Here is a 19,069-nt window from a genome sequence, read left to right on the forward strand (position 1 = left end):
AAGCCTTAACTTTGAGAAGTAAAATTAACGCAAAAAATGCCGTAATTTGGAATTGAATTCTCTCTGTTAATACAAGTTCCGATGGAAATAAGTTCAGTGATCGCTGCGGCGAAGGTTTATGTTACCCAGCAATTTGAGCAACGGGCTAACCCTGTACTGGTATATCACAACATAGCACATACGCAGCAGGTAGTGCAGGCGGCTGAGCAGATAGCTGCGTATTACCGCTTAACGGATGCGGACCAGCTGGTGGTATTGCTGGCAGCATGGTTCCATGATCTCGGTTATGTGCTGGGTGTACGTGCGGATCATGAACAGGCAGGCGCCAATGCAGCAAGGGAATTTATAGGACTGCAGCAATTGCCGGAGAGTGTGGCGCAGGCTGTGGAAGGTTGTATCCTGGCTACAAAGATCCCCCAGATGCCTAATAACCTGCTGGAGCAGATCGTTTGTGATGCAGACCTTTTTCACCTGGGTTCCAAAGAGTTCAATAAGCGGAATAAACTGCTCAGGGCAGAAGCAGAGCTGGCCGGCAAGCAGGATATCTCCGGCCTGGAATGGACCGTTACCACCATCAGTTTCCTGGAAGCACATAAATATCATACAGCCTACAGCCAAACGCTTTTAAAGCAACAGAAAGAAGAGAACCTGGAGCGCCTGAAAGCCAAACTGGAAAAGAAACAGGGAGAAGCTATACAGGAGGCTGCCGCAGAGCAGAAAAAACTGGAGAAGAAAGCAGCCAAACTGGAAAAGAAAAAAGAAGAAGAGGAAGGTAAACCGGGAGAACCTGGTGCTGAAAAAGTAAAAGAACCCAAGCCGGGAAGAGGTGTGGAAACCATGTTCCGTACCACCAGCACCAACCATATACGGTTAAGTTCCATGGCGGATTCGAAGGCCAACATTATGATCTCTGTGAACGCCATTATTATTTCCGTATTACTCAGTGTGCTGTTGCGCAAACTGGAAGATTATCCCAACTTCATCCTCCCTTCCATTATCTTTTTAACCACCAGCGTTACCACTATTGTATTTTCTATCCTGGCTACCCGCCCGAATGTTACCTCCGGCCGGTTCACACTCCTGGATATACAAAATAAAAAATCAAACCTCCTGTTCTTCGGGAACTTCCACCAGATGAGCTATAAAGAGTATGAAGATGGTATGGAAACCATTATGAAGAAGAACGATTACCTCTATAGCAATATGATCCACGACATCTATAACCTGGGTGTTGTATTGGGTCGTAAATACCGCATGCTACGGATCGCGTATAATATATTTATGTATGGGATCATTGCCTCCGTTCTGGCATTTACGATCGCAGCATTGTTTTTCCCGGTAAAAGGATAGTCTTGCACACAGAAACTGACATTACACTATACGATCGCGACCTTAGCTGGCTCTCTTTTAATAACCAGGTGTTATTAATGGCGGCCAATGAGCAGGTGCCGATCTTTGAACGGGTGCGATTCCTATCCATCTTTTCTTCCAACCTCGATGAATTTTTCCGGGTACGCATGCCGGCCATCCTGGCCCTGCAGCAATTACAGGTATCACAGGAAGGTTTGCTATTTGCTGTTCAGCAGGTAACCGGCCGCCAGTTACAGGAATTCGGCAGGATCCTCACCACAGAAGTATTGCCGGGGCTGCATCGCCATGGGGTACATCTTTATTATGGAGATGTGATCCAGGCAGCACACCAGCCTGCCATTAAAGATTATTTCTTTAATACCGTGCTGGGTTTCCTGCAACCGCAAAAAATAGTGATGGAACATCCGGTAGAAGTGTTCCTGGAGAATAATGCCTTGTATCTCGTTGTTTGTTTTGATAACAACGGATATGCATTGGTGAACATTCCCTCCAGTCACCTGCCCCGCTTCCTGAGCCTGCCGGACCAGCATATTGTTTTCCTGGACGATGTGATCCGGGAGCACCTGCACTTCCTCTTTCCGGGCCAGCAGGTAAAAGGCTGTTACAGCATCAAGCTCACGCGTGATGCTGAAATAGATGTGGATGAATTCAGCGGGCATTTACTGCAAAAGGTGGAAAGCATGCTGGTGAAAAGAGCGCTGGGTTTACCCACCCGCTTCCTGTACGACAGCAAAATGCCGGAAGACATGCAGCATAACCTGGCGGCTTATTTTCGTATAGCCCCGCAGGAAATGACCAGCGGCGGAAGATATCATCATCTCCGCGACCTGGCAGACCTGCCGGTAAAAGACCCTGCTCTGAACTACCCGCGTTTACCTTCCGCCCGTGTAAAAGCACTGGAAACAGAAGAAACATTACTGAACACCATTCTGCAAAAGGATGTGTTATTACACGTGCCTTATCAGAATTACGATTATATCCTCCGCTTTTTTAATGAAGCAGCTACAGACCCTGATGTGCAGGAGATCTATGTAACACTTTACCGCGTAGCCTCCGGTTCACAGATCGTAAATGCTTTGATCAGCGCAGCGAGGAATGGCAAACAGGTAACGGTGATGGTGGAATTGAAAGCAAGGTTTGATGAAGCCAATAACGTGCGCTGGGCTAAACGCATGAAAGAAGCAGGGGTGAAAATATTATACAGCATCCCTAACCTGAAAGTGCATGCGAAAGTGGCATTGGTAAAACGCAAACGTGGCTACAACTGGGACCACATCGGGTTATATGCCACCGGTAATTTCAATGAAAGTACTGCACGGTTCTATACAGATCATGTACTGCTGACCGCACATGCCGGCATGACGCAGGAACTGGAACTCTTGTTCATTTATATGCAAACGGGTATTGCACCTGCCAAATATCATTTCCTGCCGTTTAATCATTTACTGGTGGCACAGTTCAACCTGGTGAACCGTTTTACGGAAATGATCAGGCGCGAGGTGGACCATGCACGTGCAGGGTTACCGGCACGCATTACTATTAAACTGAACAACCTGCAGGAAAAACAAATGATCGCTGAACTATACGCTGCTGCAGAGGCTGGTGTGGAAGTGAAGCTGATCATCAGGAGTATCTGTTGTATTGTGCCAAGGAAAGGCATCAGTATTCACCGTATTGTAGACCGTTACCTGGAGCATGCCCGTGTATTTGTTTTCCATAACAATGGCGCGGAAGAAGTGTATATGGGTTCTGCAGACTGGATGAACCGTAACCTGCATCGCAGGATAGAAGTATGTTTTCCCATTTATGATCCCGTATATGCGCAGCAGTTGAAAGATATTCTTGCTTTGCAACTGGCAGATAACACAAATGCCGTAATATTGGATGCTGAAATGAAGGCAATACCGGTACCTAAGGTAGCCGGCGAGCCGGACGTAAATGCGCAAAAAGGCATTTATGATTATGTGCATCACCTGTAATGCTTAATAGTATGGTCAATGCAACTTCGACTGATCACTTTGTTAAACTGGTGAATAACCGTTTCAAGTTTTCTTTGTTCCTGCTGTTTAAGTTACCCAGCGCCTGGCTGTCCGGCGTGAGGATCCATAAAATGGATGCACATAGCTGTACCACGGTAGTACCTTACCGCTGGTTATCACAAAACCCTTTCGGCTCTACCTACTTCGCCTGCCTGGCTATGGCGGCGGAAATGAGCACAGGTGTGCTGGCCATGGCACATACAAGCGGAACCTCTTCCCGTGTATCCATGTTAGTTACAGGGATGGAAGGTATCTTTCTCAAGAAAGCCAAAAGCCGTACTTATTTTACCTGTGAGCAGGGAGATGCTATTCGCAATGCTATCATGCAGGCAATAGCATCCGGTAATTCTTCTGCTATCACAATTGGTATTACCGGCAGATCTGCGGATGGCACGGAGATCGCACAATTCAAAGTTACCTGGAGTTTTAAAAGTACATCCAAGACATAAAAAGAGAGTATTATGAAGATTGCATTTCATGGGGCAGCAAGGACAGTTACAGGTTCCAAGCACCTGATCACGCTAAAGAACGGAAAGAAGATACTGTTGGATTGCGGTATGTTCCAGGGTATGGGCAGAGAAACAGTGGCCCTGAACCAGGATTTTGGATTTGACCCGAAGGAAGTGGATATCATGATCCTTTCGCATGCACACATCGATCACTCCGGTTTAATACCCCGTTTAAACAAACTCGGTTATACCGGAGATATCTTTTGCACGCGTGCATCCAAAGACCTTACAGAGATATTGTTGCTGGATTCTGCAGAGATCCAGGAAGATGATATCAAATACGTGAACAAAAAGAACAAACGGGAAGGTAAACCGGCCATTGAACCACTTTACACGCTGGATGATGCGAAACGCGCAGTAAAACAATTCCGTGGTGTTAATTACGGAGAATGGTTCCGTATAGACCCGGATGTGGAAGTGCTGTTCACAGATGCTGGCCATATCATCGGCAGTGCCTGTGTGCATCTCCGTATCAAAGAGGACGGGCAGGTACGCCAGATCACTTTCAGCGGAGACATTGGCCGTTATGGTGATCCTATCCTCAAATCTCCTGAAGTATTTCCACAGGCAGATTACATCATCATGGAATCTACTTACGGCAGTACGCTGCATGAAGATATTGCGCCTGGAGATGAAGCCTTGCTGCGTCACATCCAGGAAACCTGTGTAGGTAAAAGAGGAAAACTGATCATACCTGCATTCAGCGTAGGGCGTACACAGGAAATATTGTATGCATTGAACCGTGCACAGTTAGCCGGTAAATTGCCGCGTGTAGAGCTGTTTGTAGACAGCCCGCTTTCACTGGAAGCCACAGAGGTCACAAAATCTCATCCGGAATGTTTTAATAAAACGGTGGCTAAGATGCTGGAGATAGATGATGATCCGTTTGATTTCCCCGGACTGCATTATATCAAAACAATAGATGAATCCAAAGCGCTCAACTTACGGAAAGAGCCTTGTGTGATCATCTCTGCATCCGGCATGGCGGAAGGCGGGCGTGTGAAACATCACATTGCTAATAATATTGATGATCCGAAAAACACCATCCTCATTGTAGGATATTGTGAACCGCAATCCCTTGGCGGAAGACTGATGCGGGGCGCCAAAGAAGTGCATATCTATGGAGATAAACATGAGGTACGTGCAGCTGTTGGGGTGATCCGTTCTATGAGTGCACACGGAGATTATGAAGATATGAGCCAATGGCTGGCATGCCAGATGCCGGGAGGAGTGAAGAAATTATTCCTGGTGCATGGAGAGTATGAAGTGCAAACGGTGTTCAAGGAATGGTTACTGAAGAAAGGATTTTTGGATATTGAAATTCCTGAGCGGCATACGGAAATTGGGCTGGGGTGATGAATGTTGCTCTTTTAATCTTCCGGAGATTGGGATTTCATACAATAAATAAACGCCCTCTTTTAATCTTCCAGCAAGGGGAACCATAAATTGATCCGGGTACCCGTTGCCTGACCTGTTGCATCTTTCAGGTCTTCTATATCAAAGAACGCATCCATATTGTACCGGCTGTTGTAGATCTGCAGCCGATCTTTTGTTATCTGCACACCCCGTGAAATATGGGTGGGATGGCTTTGTTGTTTGAATACGCCAGCCGCTTCCCGGCCAACACCATTATCTTCAATGATACAATGGATCCTGTCTTCCCTGCGCGTGAATGAGATGGTCAATAACCCTTTTTCCTTTTTATGCAGCAGCCCGTGCCAGATAGCGTTTTCTACAAAAGGCTGGATCACCATGGCCGGTATTTCCAGGAAGTCTTTATCCAGGGAAGGATCTATCACTATCTTATAATCAAAGTGATCATTGAGCCGTAAACGCTCCAGTTCCAGGTAGTTCTCCAGCATTTCCGTTTCCCGCAGAATGGTTACATTATTCAGTTGCGAGTGGTCCAGCACATTACGGATCAGGCGTGCAAAGCGGCTGAGATAAGAGAGCGCCTGCTCCGTTTCATTCTTCATCATAAAGGTCTGAATAGAATTCAGTGAATTAAAGATGAAGTGCGGGTTCATTTGCGCTCGTAATGCTTTCATTTCCAGTTGTGCCAGTTCTTCTCTGAAAGCGGCCTTGTTTTTGGCTTCTTTCTTCACCCGGTATAACCTGAAACGGAAATATCCGTAGATCATTGCCAGCACTGCAAGTATGCCTAAACCCCTGAACCACCAGGTTTGCCAGAATGCAGGTAATACACTGATGCGCAGTGAAGTGGTGTTGCGGGAGAACATGCCGGCCATGTCCATACTTTTTACATGGAAAACATAATCGCCGGGAGGAAGTTTGGTGTAACGTGCCACCAGCAGGTTTTCAGCAGGCACCCAATCTGCGTCCACACCTTCCAGCAGATAATAGTAGCGCGTTTTTGAAGTGTGATATTGAAGGGATTTGAATTCAATACTAATAAAGTTCTGATCGTGCGTAAGCACCAGCGGGAATTGTGTGCCTACCACGGAATCTACAATGATAGGACTGTCCAGCACGCGGAAATCTACGATCGTTACATCCGGTGGCGGGGATTTTACCTGCAGGTGATCAACAGAAAACGAAACGAAGTGATCAGAAGCGCCTACGAGCAAATGCCCATTCTTCAGTTTTGTAATATGCCTGCGTACACGGCGGGGATTATCTATAATATCATCATTCTGAATAAAGGCAGAGAGTGTGCGAGTGGCGGCATTGAGCCGGTAAAAACCATAGGGCGTAGTGAACCATACATTGCCTTCTTCTGCAGGTTGCATGCTCAGGATCCATTCATCAAAATGGATGGTGTTAAGCATTTGTGCCGTCCAGGTATCGCGGAGATGGTTATAAAAGTAAAGACCATGATCTGTTCCGGCCAGCAGGATACTGTCGTTATAACGCAGGAGAGAAGTGATATTGCGCACGGTATCTCCATTATTACGGAACATGATCTGTTTTTCCACAAGGCCGGAATTTTTATTAAAGCGCAGGATCCCGCCATAGGTGCTGGCTAGCCAGAGCGTTTCTTTTCCCTGTGGTACAATAGCCATCACGGCATTAAAACGGCGGGTAACATTTAAGAGTTGTGGATAGCGGGTCACTTTATCCTGCTTCGGATTCCAGCGGACGATGCCATGCAGGTACAAACCTGTCCATATAGTTGTATCATTTTCCGGCAGCATGGTGAGTATTGCTTCATCCTGAAAGTCCCGGGGATGATGGTGGATGAATTTTTTATGGACAGGATCAAACTGAGAAACGTAACCATTTTCCTGCCCTATGAGGATGTGGCCGTTGGGCATTTCCGAAAAGCCCCAAACAAGGCCATGATCATCTGAAATGCCATTCCCTTTGGGATCATAATCGTAATGTGCTTTCAGTTGCAATTTATCATCCAGCCATGCGAATCCCTTTCCCCAGTAACCAATGTAAACATCTCCGTTGGAGGCTGTGAAAGTGCCCGTCACTTCTGAATAAGGTAGTTTCAAAGCGCTGCCGGCAAATTGGTTCCGGTGATCATAGCGGGTGAAATTTTCTTTATGCAGGCTCATGATATTGATCCCGCGGTCCGTACCTATCCACAAATGACCATCCCGGTCATTGAGCAGGCAGTTGGTTTCATAATTGTAATGCAGGCCCAGTTCATCCTGTTTATTACCGGCGATATGCAGATTAAAACTGTCCAGCTTTTCGTTGTAACGGTACAACCCCTCATGTTCAAGGGCTACCCAGATATTGCCCATCATATCAGATGCCATATCGTATACCTGGTCGAAAGGATCTTCTTCTACTTTCGTAGTGAGCGGGAACTGGTATTGTTTTAAGGAATTGGAATCTGCATTATAGGCATACAGGTAATTATAGCCGCGTGTGGCTATCCACATCCTTTTCTTACTGTCTTCAAATAATCTTTTGGAGCTGGCGCCAATGGACAATGCGGCAATTTTCAGGGGATTGTTATGCGTACTGTATATTTCTTTGCGGTTGTTGCTGAGGATATACAATCCATATTTCCCGCTGGCCCATAAACGGCCGAAAGAATCTTCCAGTAATGCACCTCTCAGTTGCGTGCGGATACTGTCAGGCATACCCGGGGGGACTCTGAATTTGTTGCTTTGCTCATCCAGTTGTAACAAACCCAGTGCAGTAGTGGCCCAGATAACACCATGATGGTCCTGCGTAATATCATGGCAGCTGAGATTGCCCGGAACCGCAAGGCCCGCTTCCAGCGGGATGATCTTTACTTTGGCGGTGAGGGGGTCATACACACGGATATTATCAGGTGTGCCCATCCAGATGCGGCTGGCACGATCTTCATATAAAGCAATGTTCTCGTAATAGATAGATCCGGGAAGGCGGTCGAAATTGGAAATGGTGACGAGGTGTTTACCATCGTAGCGTTGCAGTGAGGTGCTGGCAATCCAGATAAACCCTTTCCTGTCCTGCAGGATAGCGGAAACGTGGTTGCCGGAAAGTCCGTCTTCGATACAGAGATGCTGGAACGTATAGGCATTATGCTGCCCCTGTGCAAAAGCAGGCAGGTGTAATAAGAAGATTGCTGCAACAAAAATGAAAATCTTAGACAAACTGAATTCCCGATGTATGAACCTGGCTGGGTCCGGAACCGGAAACCGAATCCCGGGTTCCGGACCTTGGGCCGGTCATTAGATTATTTTACATTTAACTGGTATGCGGAAACTTTATTTCCAAAAAAGGTAGGGATGTAAACAATTCTCTTTTTGGCATCATATCCAATGTCTGCTGTTTGCAGTTTTTCAGCCTGAGTATCCAGCATTTTGGTAACTGTGCCGGATTTGGCATCCACATAAAATACTTGTCCTCCCCAGCACGAAACTACGAATTCCCCGCCTTTTACGTGTTCAATTCCATCCGTTCCCCCGGCAATTTTAGCCAGTTGGGTGAGTTTATTGTCTTTCCCGGCCCTGTAAAGTGCGCCATTATCCAATACCAGCAAGCCATCGGGCATATAGAGCAGGCCATTTGGGCCTCTCAGGCCGCTATTGGCACTGTCCAGCAGGAGGGTGGCTTTTCCGTTCTGATAAGTGTGAACCGTCTTCTTTTTAGAGTCTGAAACGTATACTACGCCATTGGGGGAAGCAGTTACATCGTTCAGGTTGAGGGCACCTTCAATGGATTCGCGTTTGGTGATGGCTCCTTTTGCAATGTCGATGATAACGAGCGTACCCATATCTGCTACAAAGAGCTGGTTGCCAACAACAGCCATGCCTTTAGGGGCGCTGAGGCCTTCTACCCAGTTGAGGGTAGTGATCTTTCCGTCCGGGGAAAGTTTCGAAATGGACCCCTTGCCATCATTAGCCCAGGGGGCACCATCAATATTGGTGACGTAAAGGGTGTTCCTTTTGGCATCAAAGTAAACAGATTCAGGTACTTTTAAAGTAGTGTCTGAGGTCCATTTTTTCTCTAAACTGGCCTGGGCGGATACACGCACGAAGGGAACTGCTGCCATGAGCAGGCAAAGGATAGTCGCTTTTGGTTTCATAACTGGTGAAAGATTAGGTATTAAATTTAATAAATCTTGGCTGGATGAAGAATTTTTGTACTTTGCCTATAATACAGTGAACGGATTTTTAAATTGCACGGCATCCACGTTAATCAACCGGGATTCAAATTATCGAGGATATAACATTGCGTTAATAATCGCGAAACAACATTTATATATTTTTGGGCATGACTAATGATGATCTGATCAGACGCAACTTCCGAAGCGTATGTGAAGCAGGGGATATGCAAGCCTATGACGAGTTATACAAATCACTCTACAGCAGGCTCATCCATTTCTCTGCTGCAGTGGTCGGCTCATTTCACCTGGCGGAAGAGATTGTTTCAGATGTGTTCATTATGGTCTGGCAGAAACGTTCCCAGCTTATTTCTGTAGAAAACCCCGTTGTTTATTTATATATCTGCACCCGTAACCTTTCTTATAATACCCTTCAGCAACAGCGCAAACATCAGTATGCCAGCCTTGAGAACCTGGATACGGATGCCATTGCCATGAGCCCCGACCAGGAACATAATATGATCTCCGCGGAAGTGGCCCAGAAAATAGAATCTGCCATCCGCAGCCTGCCTGCCCGTTGCCAGCTGATCTTCAGGCTGGTAAAACAGGACGGATTGAAATATAAAGAGGTAGGCGAATTATTGGAAATTTCCCCCAAAACCGTTGATGCACAGCTCACTATAGCCGTTAAAAAAGTAGCAGAGGCTATCCGCCTGGATATGTCTGCTGAGTTAGCCCAGTCCTATTTATTGCGTCAATAAATTTTTTTCTTTCTCTTTAGGGAACTTTTAACTTTTAAACTGTCCTTCTGATATGATGGATGATCAAATCTGGAACCTGCTTGCCAAAAAGGTGGCAAACGAGCTGCTCCCCGAGGAAGAAAAGGAGCTGGCGCGCTTGTTACAGCAGCATCCGGATGCTTCTTATACCAAAGAAATACTTACCCAGGGCTGGAAGGATAAGCAAAAGCCGCTTAGCTCCGGGGATACGGAGATAGCACTGGAGAAGCACAAACGCAGGCTGGAATCGGCTGTGGAGGTGGAAGAGATCCCTGTTTATTCCAACCGCCGTGGCAACATCCGCAGGATGACGGTACGCATAGCCGGAGTGGCAGCAGCCTTGCTGATGGCATTCTTTATGGGCCGTAAATGGTGGAGCCAGCCTAAAATGGATGAGAACCGCCAGCAACTGGTTACCCATAAAGGTTCCCGCTCCCAGGTAAAACTGCCGGACGGAACAACCGTATGGCTCAATGCAGGCAGTAAGCTGGATTATCCCAAACAATTCACAGGCAAACGCCGGGAAGTGATACTGGAAGGGGAGGCATTCTTTACGGTAACGAAAGATGCACAACGGCCCTTTATGGTACGCACAAAAACCTTCAGCATCCGTGTATTGGGAACTGAATTCAACGTAAGGGCCTATCCGCAGGAAGACAGTGCAGTCACCTCTTTGGTGACAGGTGTGGTGGAAGTAGTGCTGGATGAAAAAAAGAACCAGGTGGTCAGATTAAAACCAAATGAAAAATTATCCATCCCCACTATCCAGCTGATAGAAGAAGATTCTGTGGAACATGTGGAGCCCGTTGTGATCAGGCTGATCAAATCCCCGCTCACTGTAGTGAGGGATAGCGTGGTAACAGAAACGGCCTGGGTGGAGAACAAGCTGGCCTTTAAACGCATGCCGCTGGAAAAGGTGGCAGTGATGCTGGAACAGTGGTTTGGCGTGGAAATACGATTTAAGAACAGTAACAAAAGACAGGAATACCTAACAGGCGTATTCCAGGACGAGAGCCTGGAAGAAGTATTAAAAGCCCTTGAACTAACCGGGGGATCATTTCATTTTAAAACAGATAAAGAGGGAATTATCTGGATCGAATAAACAAGCAATAGACATATAATATTTGGCAATGAACCGAAATAAAAACGGGAAATGTTCGCACCATTTCCCGCTGAATATCGGTTAGTGACATTGCTATGCGTAAACATGTAACCAATTATCAATTAACCAACACTCAAAGGTATGAAAAAAAGTACAGTGGTGAGTTGGCTTCCACCTGGGCGAAGCCTCAAAAAACTGTTAATTTTTATGAAGCTCTCCGCGATTTTAATGTTTGTTGTATGTATGCAGGTGAGCGCCGAAGTGCGATCACAGTCTACTGTCTCAGTAAAACTATCCCGTACTAATCTTGAAAAGGCATTTTCACTTATTGAATTGCAGTCTGCTTACCGTTTTGTGTACAATAATGATAAGCTGCCCGGATGGCATAAAGTGAGCATCGATGCAACTGAATGGCCGATAAAAAAGGTACTGGAACAGATGCTGGCAAATACGGACCTTACCTTCCGCATGATGCCCAATAACCTCATTGTTATTGCGCCTGCGGCTACGGTTACAAAGGACCTGGTGGTAAAAGGGAAGATCGTAAGCCCTTCCGGCGAGTTGTTGCATATGGTGAGCGTACGGTTAAAGAATACCACTATTGGTGTGTTCACCAATGAGAAAGGAGAGTTTGAATTAAAGGTGCCTGAAGAAGGGATGCTGGTGTTTTCTTACGTGGGATATGTAACACAGGAACTGGCAGTGAATCCCAGTGCTACCATGAACGTTGTATTGGAACCATCTGCTAATTCTATGGAAGAAGTAGTAGTAGTGGGATATGGTGTACAACGGAAAATGAATACCACCGGTGCCGTTGACCAGGTAGCCGGTAAACAGCTGGCCGAACGCCCTATTGCCAATATCTTCCAGGGATTGCAGGGTGCAAGCCCCGGTTTGAATATTAACTACAGGGGAGGTGCGCCAGGTACCACACCCAGTATCAATATCCGTGGTGTGGGTTCTATCGTATCCGGTTCCAATACTACACCCCTGATCATCATTGATGGTATCACGGCTGCAACAGAAGATTTCCAACGTTTGAACCCTAATGATATTGGCAGTGTCACTATCCTGAGAGATGCAGCTTCCGCTGCTATCTATGGTGCGCGTGCTGCATTCGGTGTTGTGCTGATCACTACCAAACAAGGTACATCAGGTGGCAGGCAAAAGATCAGTTATAATAACTATTTCGCTTCCTCAAGGCCTACCGTACTGCCTGATCAGGTGACAGACCCTTATATTTTCTCCAGGGTACTGGAAACCGCTACAGACAATACGCCATGGGACTATGTGAACTACAATGATTATTATTACCAATGGGCAAAAGAACGTTCGGATAATCCTGCGGTAGAAGATATCCGTACGGATCCTAATGATCCTACCAAATGGATCTATATGGGCAACAATAACTGGAATGATTACTTCTTCAATAAATCCAGCAGTTCCTCTACCCATAGCATTACATTAAGCGGAAGTTCAGAAACAGGTAAAGGCAGGCCAATTGGTTATTATTTATCTGGTGATTATACGAAAGAGAATGGTTTGAACAGGTTGGCCAAAGATGATTGGAGCCGTTATGGATTGAGGGCGCGTGTGAACTTTATGCCTTTAAGCTGGCTGAAAGTGGACAATAACCTGAATATTTACCAGATCAAAGCAGACGCTCCGAGTAAGCCCATTACAGACCTCTATTACCTCATGCCTACACAGGTTGCCAAGAATCCTGATGGTACCTGGGCAAATAATGCTGCAGGAAGGTTAGCAGCTCAATTACAGGATGGCGGCCGCAATGTGCAAACAAGATTTGGTTTCCAGGATGTAGTGAGAGGCGTGGCTACTTTCCTGGATGGAGATCTGCAGCTTACCGCCAATGCCAGCTTTAAAAGGGAAATGTGGAAATACAATACAGATTCCAGGAAATACCGCATAGGGTTTGGCCCGAATGATGTGAGGGAGGAAGGTGGGGTTGGATCAATATCTGTCCGGAATGGTATAGTGAAGCATGATGTGTATGATCTCTATGCTAACTATAACAAAAAATTAGGGGTTAATCATCAGCTTGGATTACTGGTTGGTTTTAACCAGGAAGAAAACACCTGGTCTTCGGAGCAGGCTGCCAGGGATGGATTGATCACTTCTTCCCTGCCTTACCTAGGGCTGGCAACTGGTACACAAACCGTAGGTGCTGAATATACTTCATATGCAATACGCGGATATTTCGGGCGTTTGAATTATTCTTATAAAAACCGTTATATCCTGGAGTTGAATGGCCGTTATGATGGTTCATCCCGCTTCCTTCCTTCTAACCGCTGGGGATTCTTCCCTTCTGTTTCCGGCGCATGGATCGCAACGGAAGAACCTTTCATGCAAGCTTTGGGTAAATCACTTTCCACCCTGAAGTTCAGAGCTTCTTATGGTGCGCTGGGTAATCAGTGGACTTCAGATTTCCGCCGTGTTGCTACTATACCAATTGGCACATCCGGTTATCTGATCAATAATACTTTCCCATCTATTGCAACCGGAGCTGCACTGCTGCCGGTAGATCCGCAATCTTATACCTGGGAAAAAGTGAACACCTTTAACGTAGGTACAGACATCGGTTTCTTCAATGACAGGATACTGTTCGGGTTTGATGCCTACTCCCGTAAAACTTTAGGGATGCTCACCTTTGATGCAACTGCGCCGGCTGTAATGGGTGTGCAGCCACCTCCAACAAACTCTGCTGACCTGAACACTACAGGATGGGAACTGTCCGCAGGTTACCGCAATGAATTTATAGTGGCTAAAAAAACATTTACGTTCAGCACAAGATTTATCATTTCTGATTCCCGTACCAAAATCACCAGGTATAACCAGAATAAACTGGGCTCTTTGAATAATTACATTGCCGGCCGTTATACAGGTGAAATATGGGGGCTTGAGAGCAACGGTTATTTTAAGAACGCGGACGAGATCAAAGCGCTGGACCAATCTGCCATTGTGCCCTGGGGAGCTTTGGAAATAGTACCAGGCTGGCCTAAGTATGTAGATCAGAACAAAGATGGTAAGATCAATAAAGGAAATGGTACCATTAATGATCCGGGTGATTATAAAGTAATAGGCAATAACAGCACCCGTTACCGTTTTGGTTTTACCCTGGATATGCAGTGGAATGGTATTGATCTTAATGTATTCTTACAAGGCGTAGGTAAAAGAGATTTCTATCCAAGACACTATCTCTTCTGGGGGCCTTATCAACAACCTTATGCAGGTGTTTATCCCTGGAACCTTGATTTCTACAGAGGCGCATCTGAAACCGGCGTAGCCAGGGACAGGCATTCTGCTTCCTATATCGCCGCAGGCCTGGCAGATAAGAATACCGAGTCCTATTTCCCCGTACTGCAATCATGGATGGCAGATGCTAACTATAACGGTGGCGGACAGGGCGGACTGGATATTCCTCAAACCAAATACCTGTTGAATGGCGCATACCTGCGGATTAAGAATGTGACACTCGGTTACACTTTACCTGCAACACTCACAAAGAAATATAAAGTGAGCCGCTTAAGGATCTTTGCTACAGGGGAAAATCTCTTTGAGTTCTCTTCTATTAAGAAATACTACGATCCTGAGTCCATCGAAGATGGTTATGGCTGGGCTTATCCTTTCCAGCGTAAGTATGCCATGGGTATTAATCTTGATTTTTAAGATAAAACTATTATCAGTTGAAAAAGTTATTACATCTCCCGATATTCCTGGTTGCCGCCATTGTGCTGATGGGTACATCCTGTCAAAAAGGATTCCTGGAACGTTATCCGCAAACAGCCATTCCACCTGAATTATTCTTTAAATCAGAAGAAGACCTTAATCTGTATATCACCGGTCTGTTAACAATGAAAGACCGGGGTAGTTATATCAGTGATCAGGATACGGATGATAAAGCAACCACCGGTGCCATGGAAATAAAGACCATGATGAATGGTACGCCTACTTCTCAAAACGTTACAGCTGGCTGGGCCTGGGGGCGTTTGCGCAATATCAATTACTTCATGGATAATTATGCGAGAGCCAATGTGAACCAGGAAGTGAAAAATCATTATGCGGGCCTCGCAAGGTATTACAGGGCTATGTTTTATATGGACAAGGTGAAGCGTTTCTCCGATGTGCCCTGGTACTCAACAGCCCTCAATCCCAGCGACAGCGTAAGTTTATACAAACCCCGTGATCCCCGTAAACTGGTTATGGACAGTGTGATGGCTGACCTGGCATTTGCTGGTGCCAATGTAAGAGAAAATGTACCTGTTGGAACACCGGGTAAATGGGTAGTGAAACTGATGCAGGCACGCGTGGCTTTGTATGAAGGTACTTACCGCTTGTATCATCCGGAATTAAATCTGAAAGCTACGGCTACCGCATTCCTGGATACAGCCGCAAAGATCTCTGAAGAGATCAGGGTTTCCAAAAAATATGATCTCTCAGCGGACTATGCTGCACTGTTTAGTAGTGCCAGCCTCACGGGTAATAAAGAAGTGATGCTGGTGAATATATATGACCAGGACCTGAAGAAGACCGGTAACAATAACGGCAACGTTATCAATTACGAGCAATCCCCTTCCCGCGACCTGGTGCAAACATACCTGATGGCAGACGGTACACGTTTTACGGATAAACCGAATTACCAGACGATGCAGTTTGTACAGGAATTCACCGGCAGGGACCCGAGATTATCTCAAACGATGTTCTACCCTGGTTTAAAATTGGCGGTGAATCCTCCGAACGTAGCAGTGCCTTATGTTGTGCGTTTGAATAAGAACTTTTCCGGATACCACCAGCTGAAAGGCTATATCAATAGCACTGATTCCAAAATACTGGATGGTGTGGATTTTCCGGCATACCGTTATGCTGAGGTATTACTGATCCTCGCAGAGGCAAAAGCCGAACTGGGTACACTCACACAATCAGACCTGGATAACTCTGTGAATCTCTTACGCAAAAGAGTGAATATGCCCATTATGACACTTGCAGCTGCGAATGCGGATATCGATCCGGTGCTGGCAGCCAAATATCCTGATGTGAGTGGTGCTAACAAAGGTGTAATTCTGGAGATCCGCAGGGAAAGAAGGGTAGAGCTTGCCATGGAAGGATTCCGTTTTGATGATATCAACCGTTGGCATGCAGGAAAACAACTGGAGAAAATACCTGAAGGCATGTATTTCCCCGGCCTTGGTAAATATGATCTTACCGGCGATGGCATTGAAGATATCATCCTGATAGATAAAGGTACTGCCGTACCTCCTTCCGGTTCCCAGGAAACCAATTCCCTTGGCGTTAAGCTGGTGTATTACAAAGCAGGCCTGATTGGTGAAGACGTAACGGTTTATCTTAAAAATGGTAATTCAGGTGGCCCCATTGTTACAGAAACCAGATTGCGTAATTTCAAAGAACCGCAGTATTATTACCGTCCGGTACCATTCAATGAAGTGTTGATCAATCCTAAACTGGCGCCGCAATTATTCAACTGGCAATAGAAAAACAATGAATAGAAGAGATCTTATTAAGAAGAGCAGCCTGCTGTTAGCCGCCTCCGCATTGGGTGGTAACGCAGTGGCTGCTCTTCAGCCTGAAAAGGGGAAAAAGGCGATACTCACCGTAGCGCATATTACTGATGTACATTTACCGGCCGATCCCATTGTTGCCGCCCGCTTTAAAAAATGCCTGGATGCCGTGAAAGCACATAAGGTGGATTTTTTCCTGAACGGAGGAGATTCCATTATGGATGCTTCTTACAATGATGTGGTGCGGGAAAAAGTAACCAGCCAATGGGCTGCATGGGATGATTGTATGAGTGTACTGAAAGATTATGAAGTACACAGCTGTATCGGTAACCATGATAACTGGTGGGCAGCTCCTTCCAAAGAAGATGAAATGTATGGAAAGGATTACGTGGTAAAAAGACTGAAGATCCCGCACCGGTATTATAGTTTTTCAAAGAACGGCTGGCACTTTATTATCCTGGACGGAAATAACGATAAGATCTCCCTGGATGAAATACAGTACAAATGGCTGGTGGATGACCTGGAGAAATTAGCACCCAATACCCCGGTATTGCTCATGAGCCACTTCCCGGTATTTGGAGCCACACCAGTTCTGGAAGGTGGTAATCATTCAGATAACAAAAAACTGAAAGACCTTTTTTACAAACACAAAGATAAAGTGAAGATCATGCTCAGCGGGCATAATCATCTGTTCGACAAAACTTTCTATAACAATGTCTGGTATTGCTGCAACGGCGCCATGAGTGGTTTCTGGTGGGGCAAGGGAGATAAAGACTCTATCGGCGAAGGTTACTACAAAGAAACACCTCCGGGTTTTGCCATCCTGAAATTATATGCAGACGGATCTGTGGAGAATAATTACTATCCGCATTCTTTTTAAAACATTAAACTTTTGTATGAAAAAGTGGTTCGCAGCCCTATTGTTTCTAACAGCCAGTGCAGGCGTTTCTGCACAGACCCGCAAAGCGGTATTTATTATTGTAGACGGTATTTCTGCTGATGTTATTGAAGCATTGAACACACCCAACCTGCAACGTATTGCCAAAGACGGTAAATACATGCGTGCATTTGTTGGGGGAGAAAAAGGCGGATACTCCCAAACACCTACCATCTCTGCAGTAGGTTACAACAGTGTGTTAACCGGTACCTGGGTGAATAAACACAATGTATGGGACAATGATATTGCAGCGCCGAACTACAATTACCAGAACATCTTCCGCATCTTTAAAGAGAAATACCCGCAACGGAAAACCGCCATCTTCAGCAGCTGGCTGGATAACCGTACCAAACTGGTTGCAGAGGGTATGCCGGAGGCAGGTAATATCACCCTTGATTATAAGTTTGACGGATATGAACTGGATACCGTAAAATTCCCGCATGATAAAGGCAGGGATTTTATGGAAAGGATAGATGCACATGTTGCAGACGAAGCCGCTAACTGCATCCGCAAAAATGCACCGGACCTTTCTTGGGTATATCTTGAGTATACAGATGATATGGGGCATATGTACGGAGACAGCCCTGAGTTTACCCGTGGTATTCAGAAGATGGATGAAAAAGTGGGTAAGATCTACGATGCTATTCAATACCGTCAGAAACAATTTAAAGAAAACTGGCTGGTGATCATTACAACAGATCATGGCCGGGATGAAAAAACAGGTAAACATCATGGCGGGCAATCTCCACGTCAGCGTTCCAGCTGGATCCTTACTAACCAGCCACAGGTAAATAACTATGCTAAGTATTATTACCCCGGTGTGGTAGATATCATGCCTACTGTAGCCCGTTTCCTGCAACTCCCGCTGCCGCTGTCTGTTAGCCGTGAATCGGATGGTATTTCCCTGATCGGTAAAGTATCTGTAGCTAACCCAACAGTGTTAAAGATCCAGGATAAACTGGATGTTACCTGGAAAGCCATGGATGAACAAGGCACGGTGAAAGTATGGCTGGCGAGCACGAATAACTATAAAACAGGAGGAGAAGATACCTATAAGCTGATCGGCGAAGTGCCGGTTGGTAAAGAGCATATCAGTATACCTGTAGGGGATGCGCCTTCAGATATTTATAAAGTAGTACTGGAAGGAAAGGAGAATACCATCAACAGGTGGTGGGTGGAAGAAAAGAAGAATGAGGCTGCATCAAAAAAATAGTCCTTTCAAAGAAGAAAGAGAACCCTTACGATAGTATAAAACAAGAAAGGGATGTATCAAAAGTATGATACAT

General features: G+C 45.8%; 12 protein-coding genes. 10 read left to right on the forward strand and 2 right to left on the reverse strand.

The features are described 5' to 3' along the window. The first annotated feature begins 81 nt into the window (after window positions 1–81). Genes AAHN97_RS27970 through AAHN97_RS27985 form a run of 4 tightly spaced genes read left to right on the forward strand, consistent with a single transcriptional unit; the run spans window position 82 to window position 5,275 of the window. Window positions 82–1,350, forward strand: a complete 1,269-nt coding sequence (locus AAHN97_RS27970; RefSeq protein ID WP_343305357.1) for a Pycsar system effector family protein — start codon at window positions 82–84, stop codon at window positions 1,348–1,350. A 2-nt stretch (window positions 1,351–1,352) separates the two neighbouring features. Continuing rightward, window positions 1,353–3,350: a polyphosphate kinase 1 gene (ppk1, locus tag AAHN97_RS27975; RefSeq protein WP_343305358.1), complete on the forward strand. Its 1,998-nt coding sequence runs from the start codon at window positions 1,353–1,355 to the stop codon at window positions 3,348–3,350. A gap of 11 nt (window positions 3,351–3,361) precedes the next feature. After that, a complete protein-coding gene (locus tag AAHN97_RS27980) occupies window positions 3,362–3,859 on the forward strand; it encodes a DUF4442 domain-containing protein (protein WP_343305359.1) in 498 nt (165 codons plus the stop codon). A 12-nt stretch (window positions 3,860–3,871) separates the two neighbouring features. Next, entirely contained in the window at window positions 3,872–5,275 is a 1,404-nt protein-coding gene (locus AAHN97_RS27985) for an MBL fold metallo-hydrolase (protein ID WP_343305360.1), read from the forward strand. 62 nt (window positions 5,276–5,337) lie between these two features. Here AAHN97_RS27985 and AAHN97_RS27990 read toward each other — a convergent pair whose 3' ends face one another. Beyond that, on the reverse strand, window positions 5,338–8,478 hold the full coding sequence (locus tag AAHN97_RS27990; RefSeq protein WP_343305361.1) for a ligand-binding sensor domain-containing protein: 3,141 nt from the start codon (window positions 8,476–8,478) through the stop codon (window positions 5,338–5,340). 83 nt (window positions 8,479–8,561) lie between these two features. Further along, a complete protein-coding gene (locus AAHN97_RS27995) occupies window positions 8,562–9,413 on the reverse strand; it encodes an SMP-30/gluconolactonase/LRE family protein (RefSeq protein WP_343305362.1) in 852 nt (283 codons plus the stop codon). A gap of 188 nt (window positions 9,414–9,601) precedes the next feature. Here AAHN97_RS27995 and AAHN97_RS28000 point away from each other — a divergent pair, with 188 nt between their 5' ends. The 6 genes from AAHN97_RS28000 (at window position 9,602) to AAHN97_RS28025 (ending at window position 18,996) form a co-directional block, all read left to right on the forward strand. Continuing rightward, window positions 9,602–10,192, forward strand: coding sequence for an RNA polymerase sigma-70 factor (locus AAHN97_RS28000; RefSeq protein ID WP_343305363.1), 591 nt, complete (start codon window positions 9,602–9,604; stop codon window positions 10,190–10,192). Window positions 10,193–10,244: 52 nt separating this feature from the next. Beyond that, window positions 10,245–11,312, forward strand: a complete 1,068-nt coding sequence (locus AAHN97_RS28005; protein WP_343305364.1) for a FecR family protein — start codon at window positions 10,245–10,247, stop codon at window positions 11,310–11,312. A gap of 207 nt (window positions 11,313–11,519) precedes the next feature. After that, window positions 11,520–14,999: a SusC/RagA family TonB-linked outer membrane protein gene (locus tag AAHN97_RS28010; protein WP_343305365.1), complete on the forward strand. Its 3,480-nt coding sequence runs from the start codon at window positions 11,520–11,522 to the stop codon at window positions 14,997–14,999. A 17-nt stretch (window positions 15,000–15,016) separates the two neighbouring features. Next, window positions 15,017–16,819, forward strand: a complete 1,803-nt coding sequence (locus tag AAHN97_RS28015; protein ID WP_343305366.1) for a RagB/SusD family nutrient uptake outer membrane protein — start codon at window positions 15,017–15,019, stop codon at window positions 16,817–16,819. Window positions 16,820–16,826: 7 nt separating this feature from the next. Continuing rightward, window positions 16,827–17,726: a metallophosphoesterase family protein gene (locus AAHN97_RS28020; RefSeq protein ID WP_343305367.1), complete on the forward strand. Its 900-nt coding sequence runs from the start codon at window positions 16,827–16,829 to the stop codon at window positions 17,724–17,726. 16 nt (window positions 17,727–17,742) lie between these two features. Further along, on the forward strand, window positions 17,743–18,996 hold the full coding sequence (locus AAHN97_RS28025) for an alkaline phosphatase family protein (protein WP_343305368.1): 1,254 nt from the start codon (window positions 17,743–17,745) through the stop codon (window positions 18,994–18,996). The last annotated feature ends 73 nt before the right edge of the window (window positions 18,997–19,069 follow it).

The organism is Chitinophaga niabensis, from assembly GCF_039545795.1.
Taxonomy (GTDB): Bacteria; Bacteroidota; Bacteroidia; order Chitinophagales; family Chitinophagaceae; genus Chitinophaga; species Chitinophaga niabensis_B.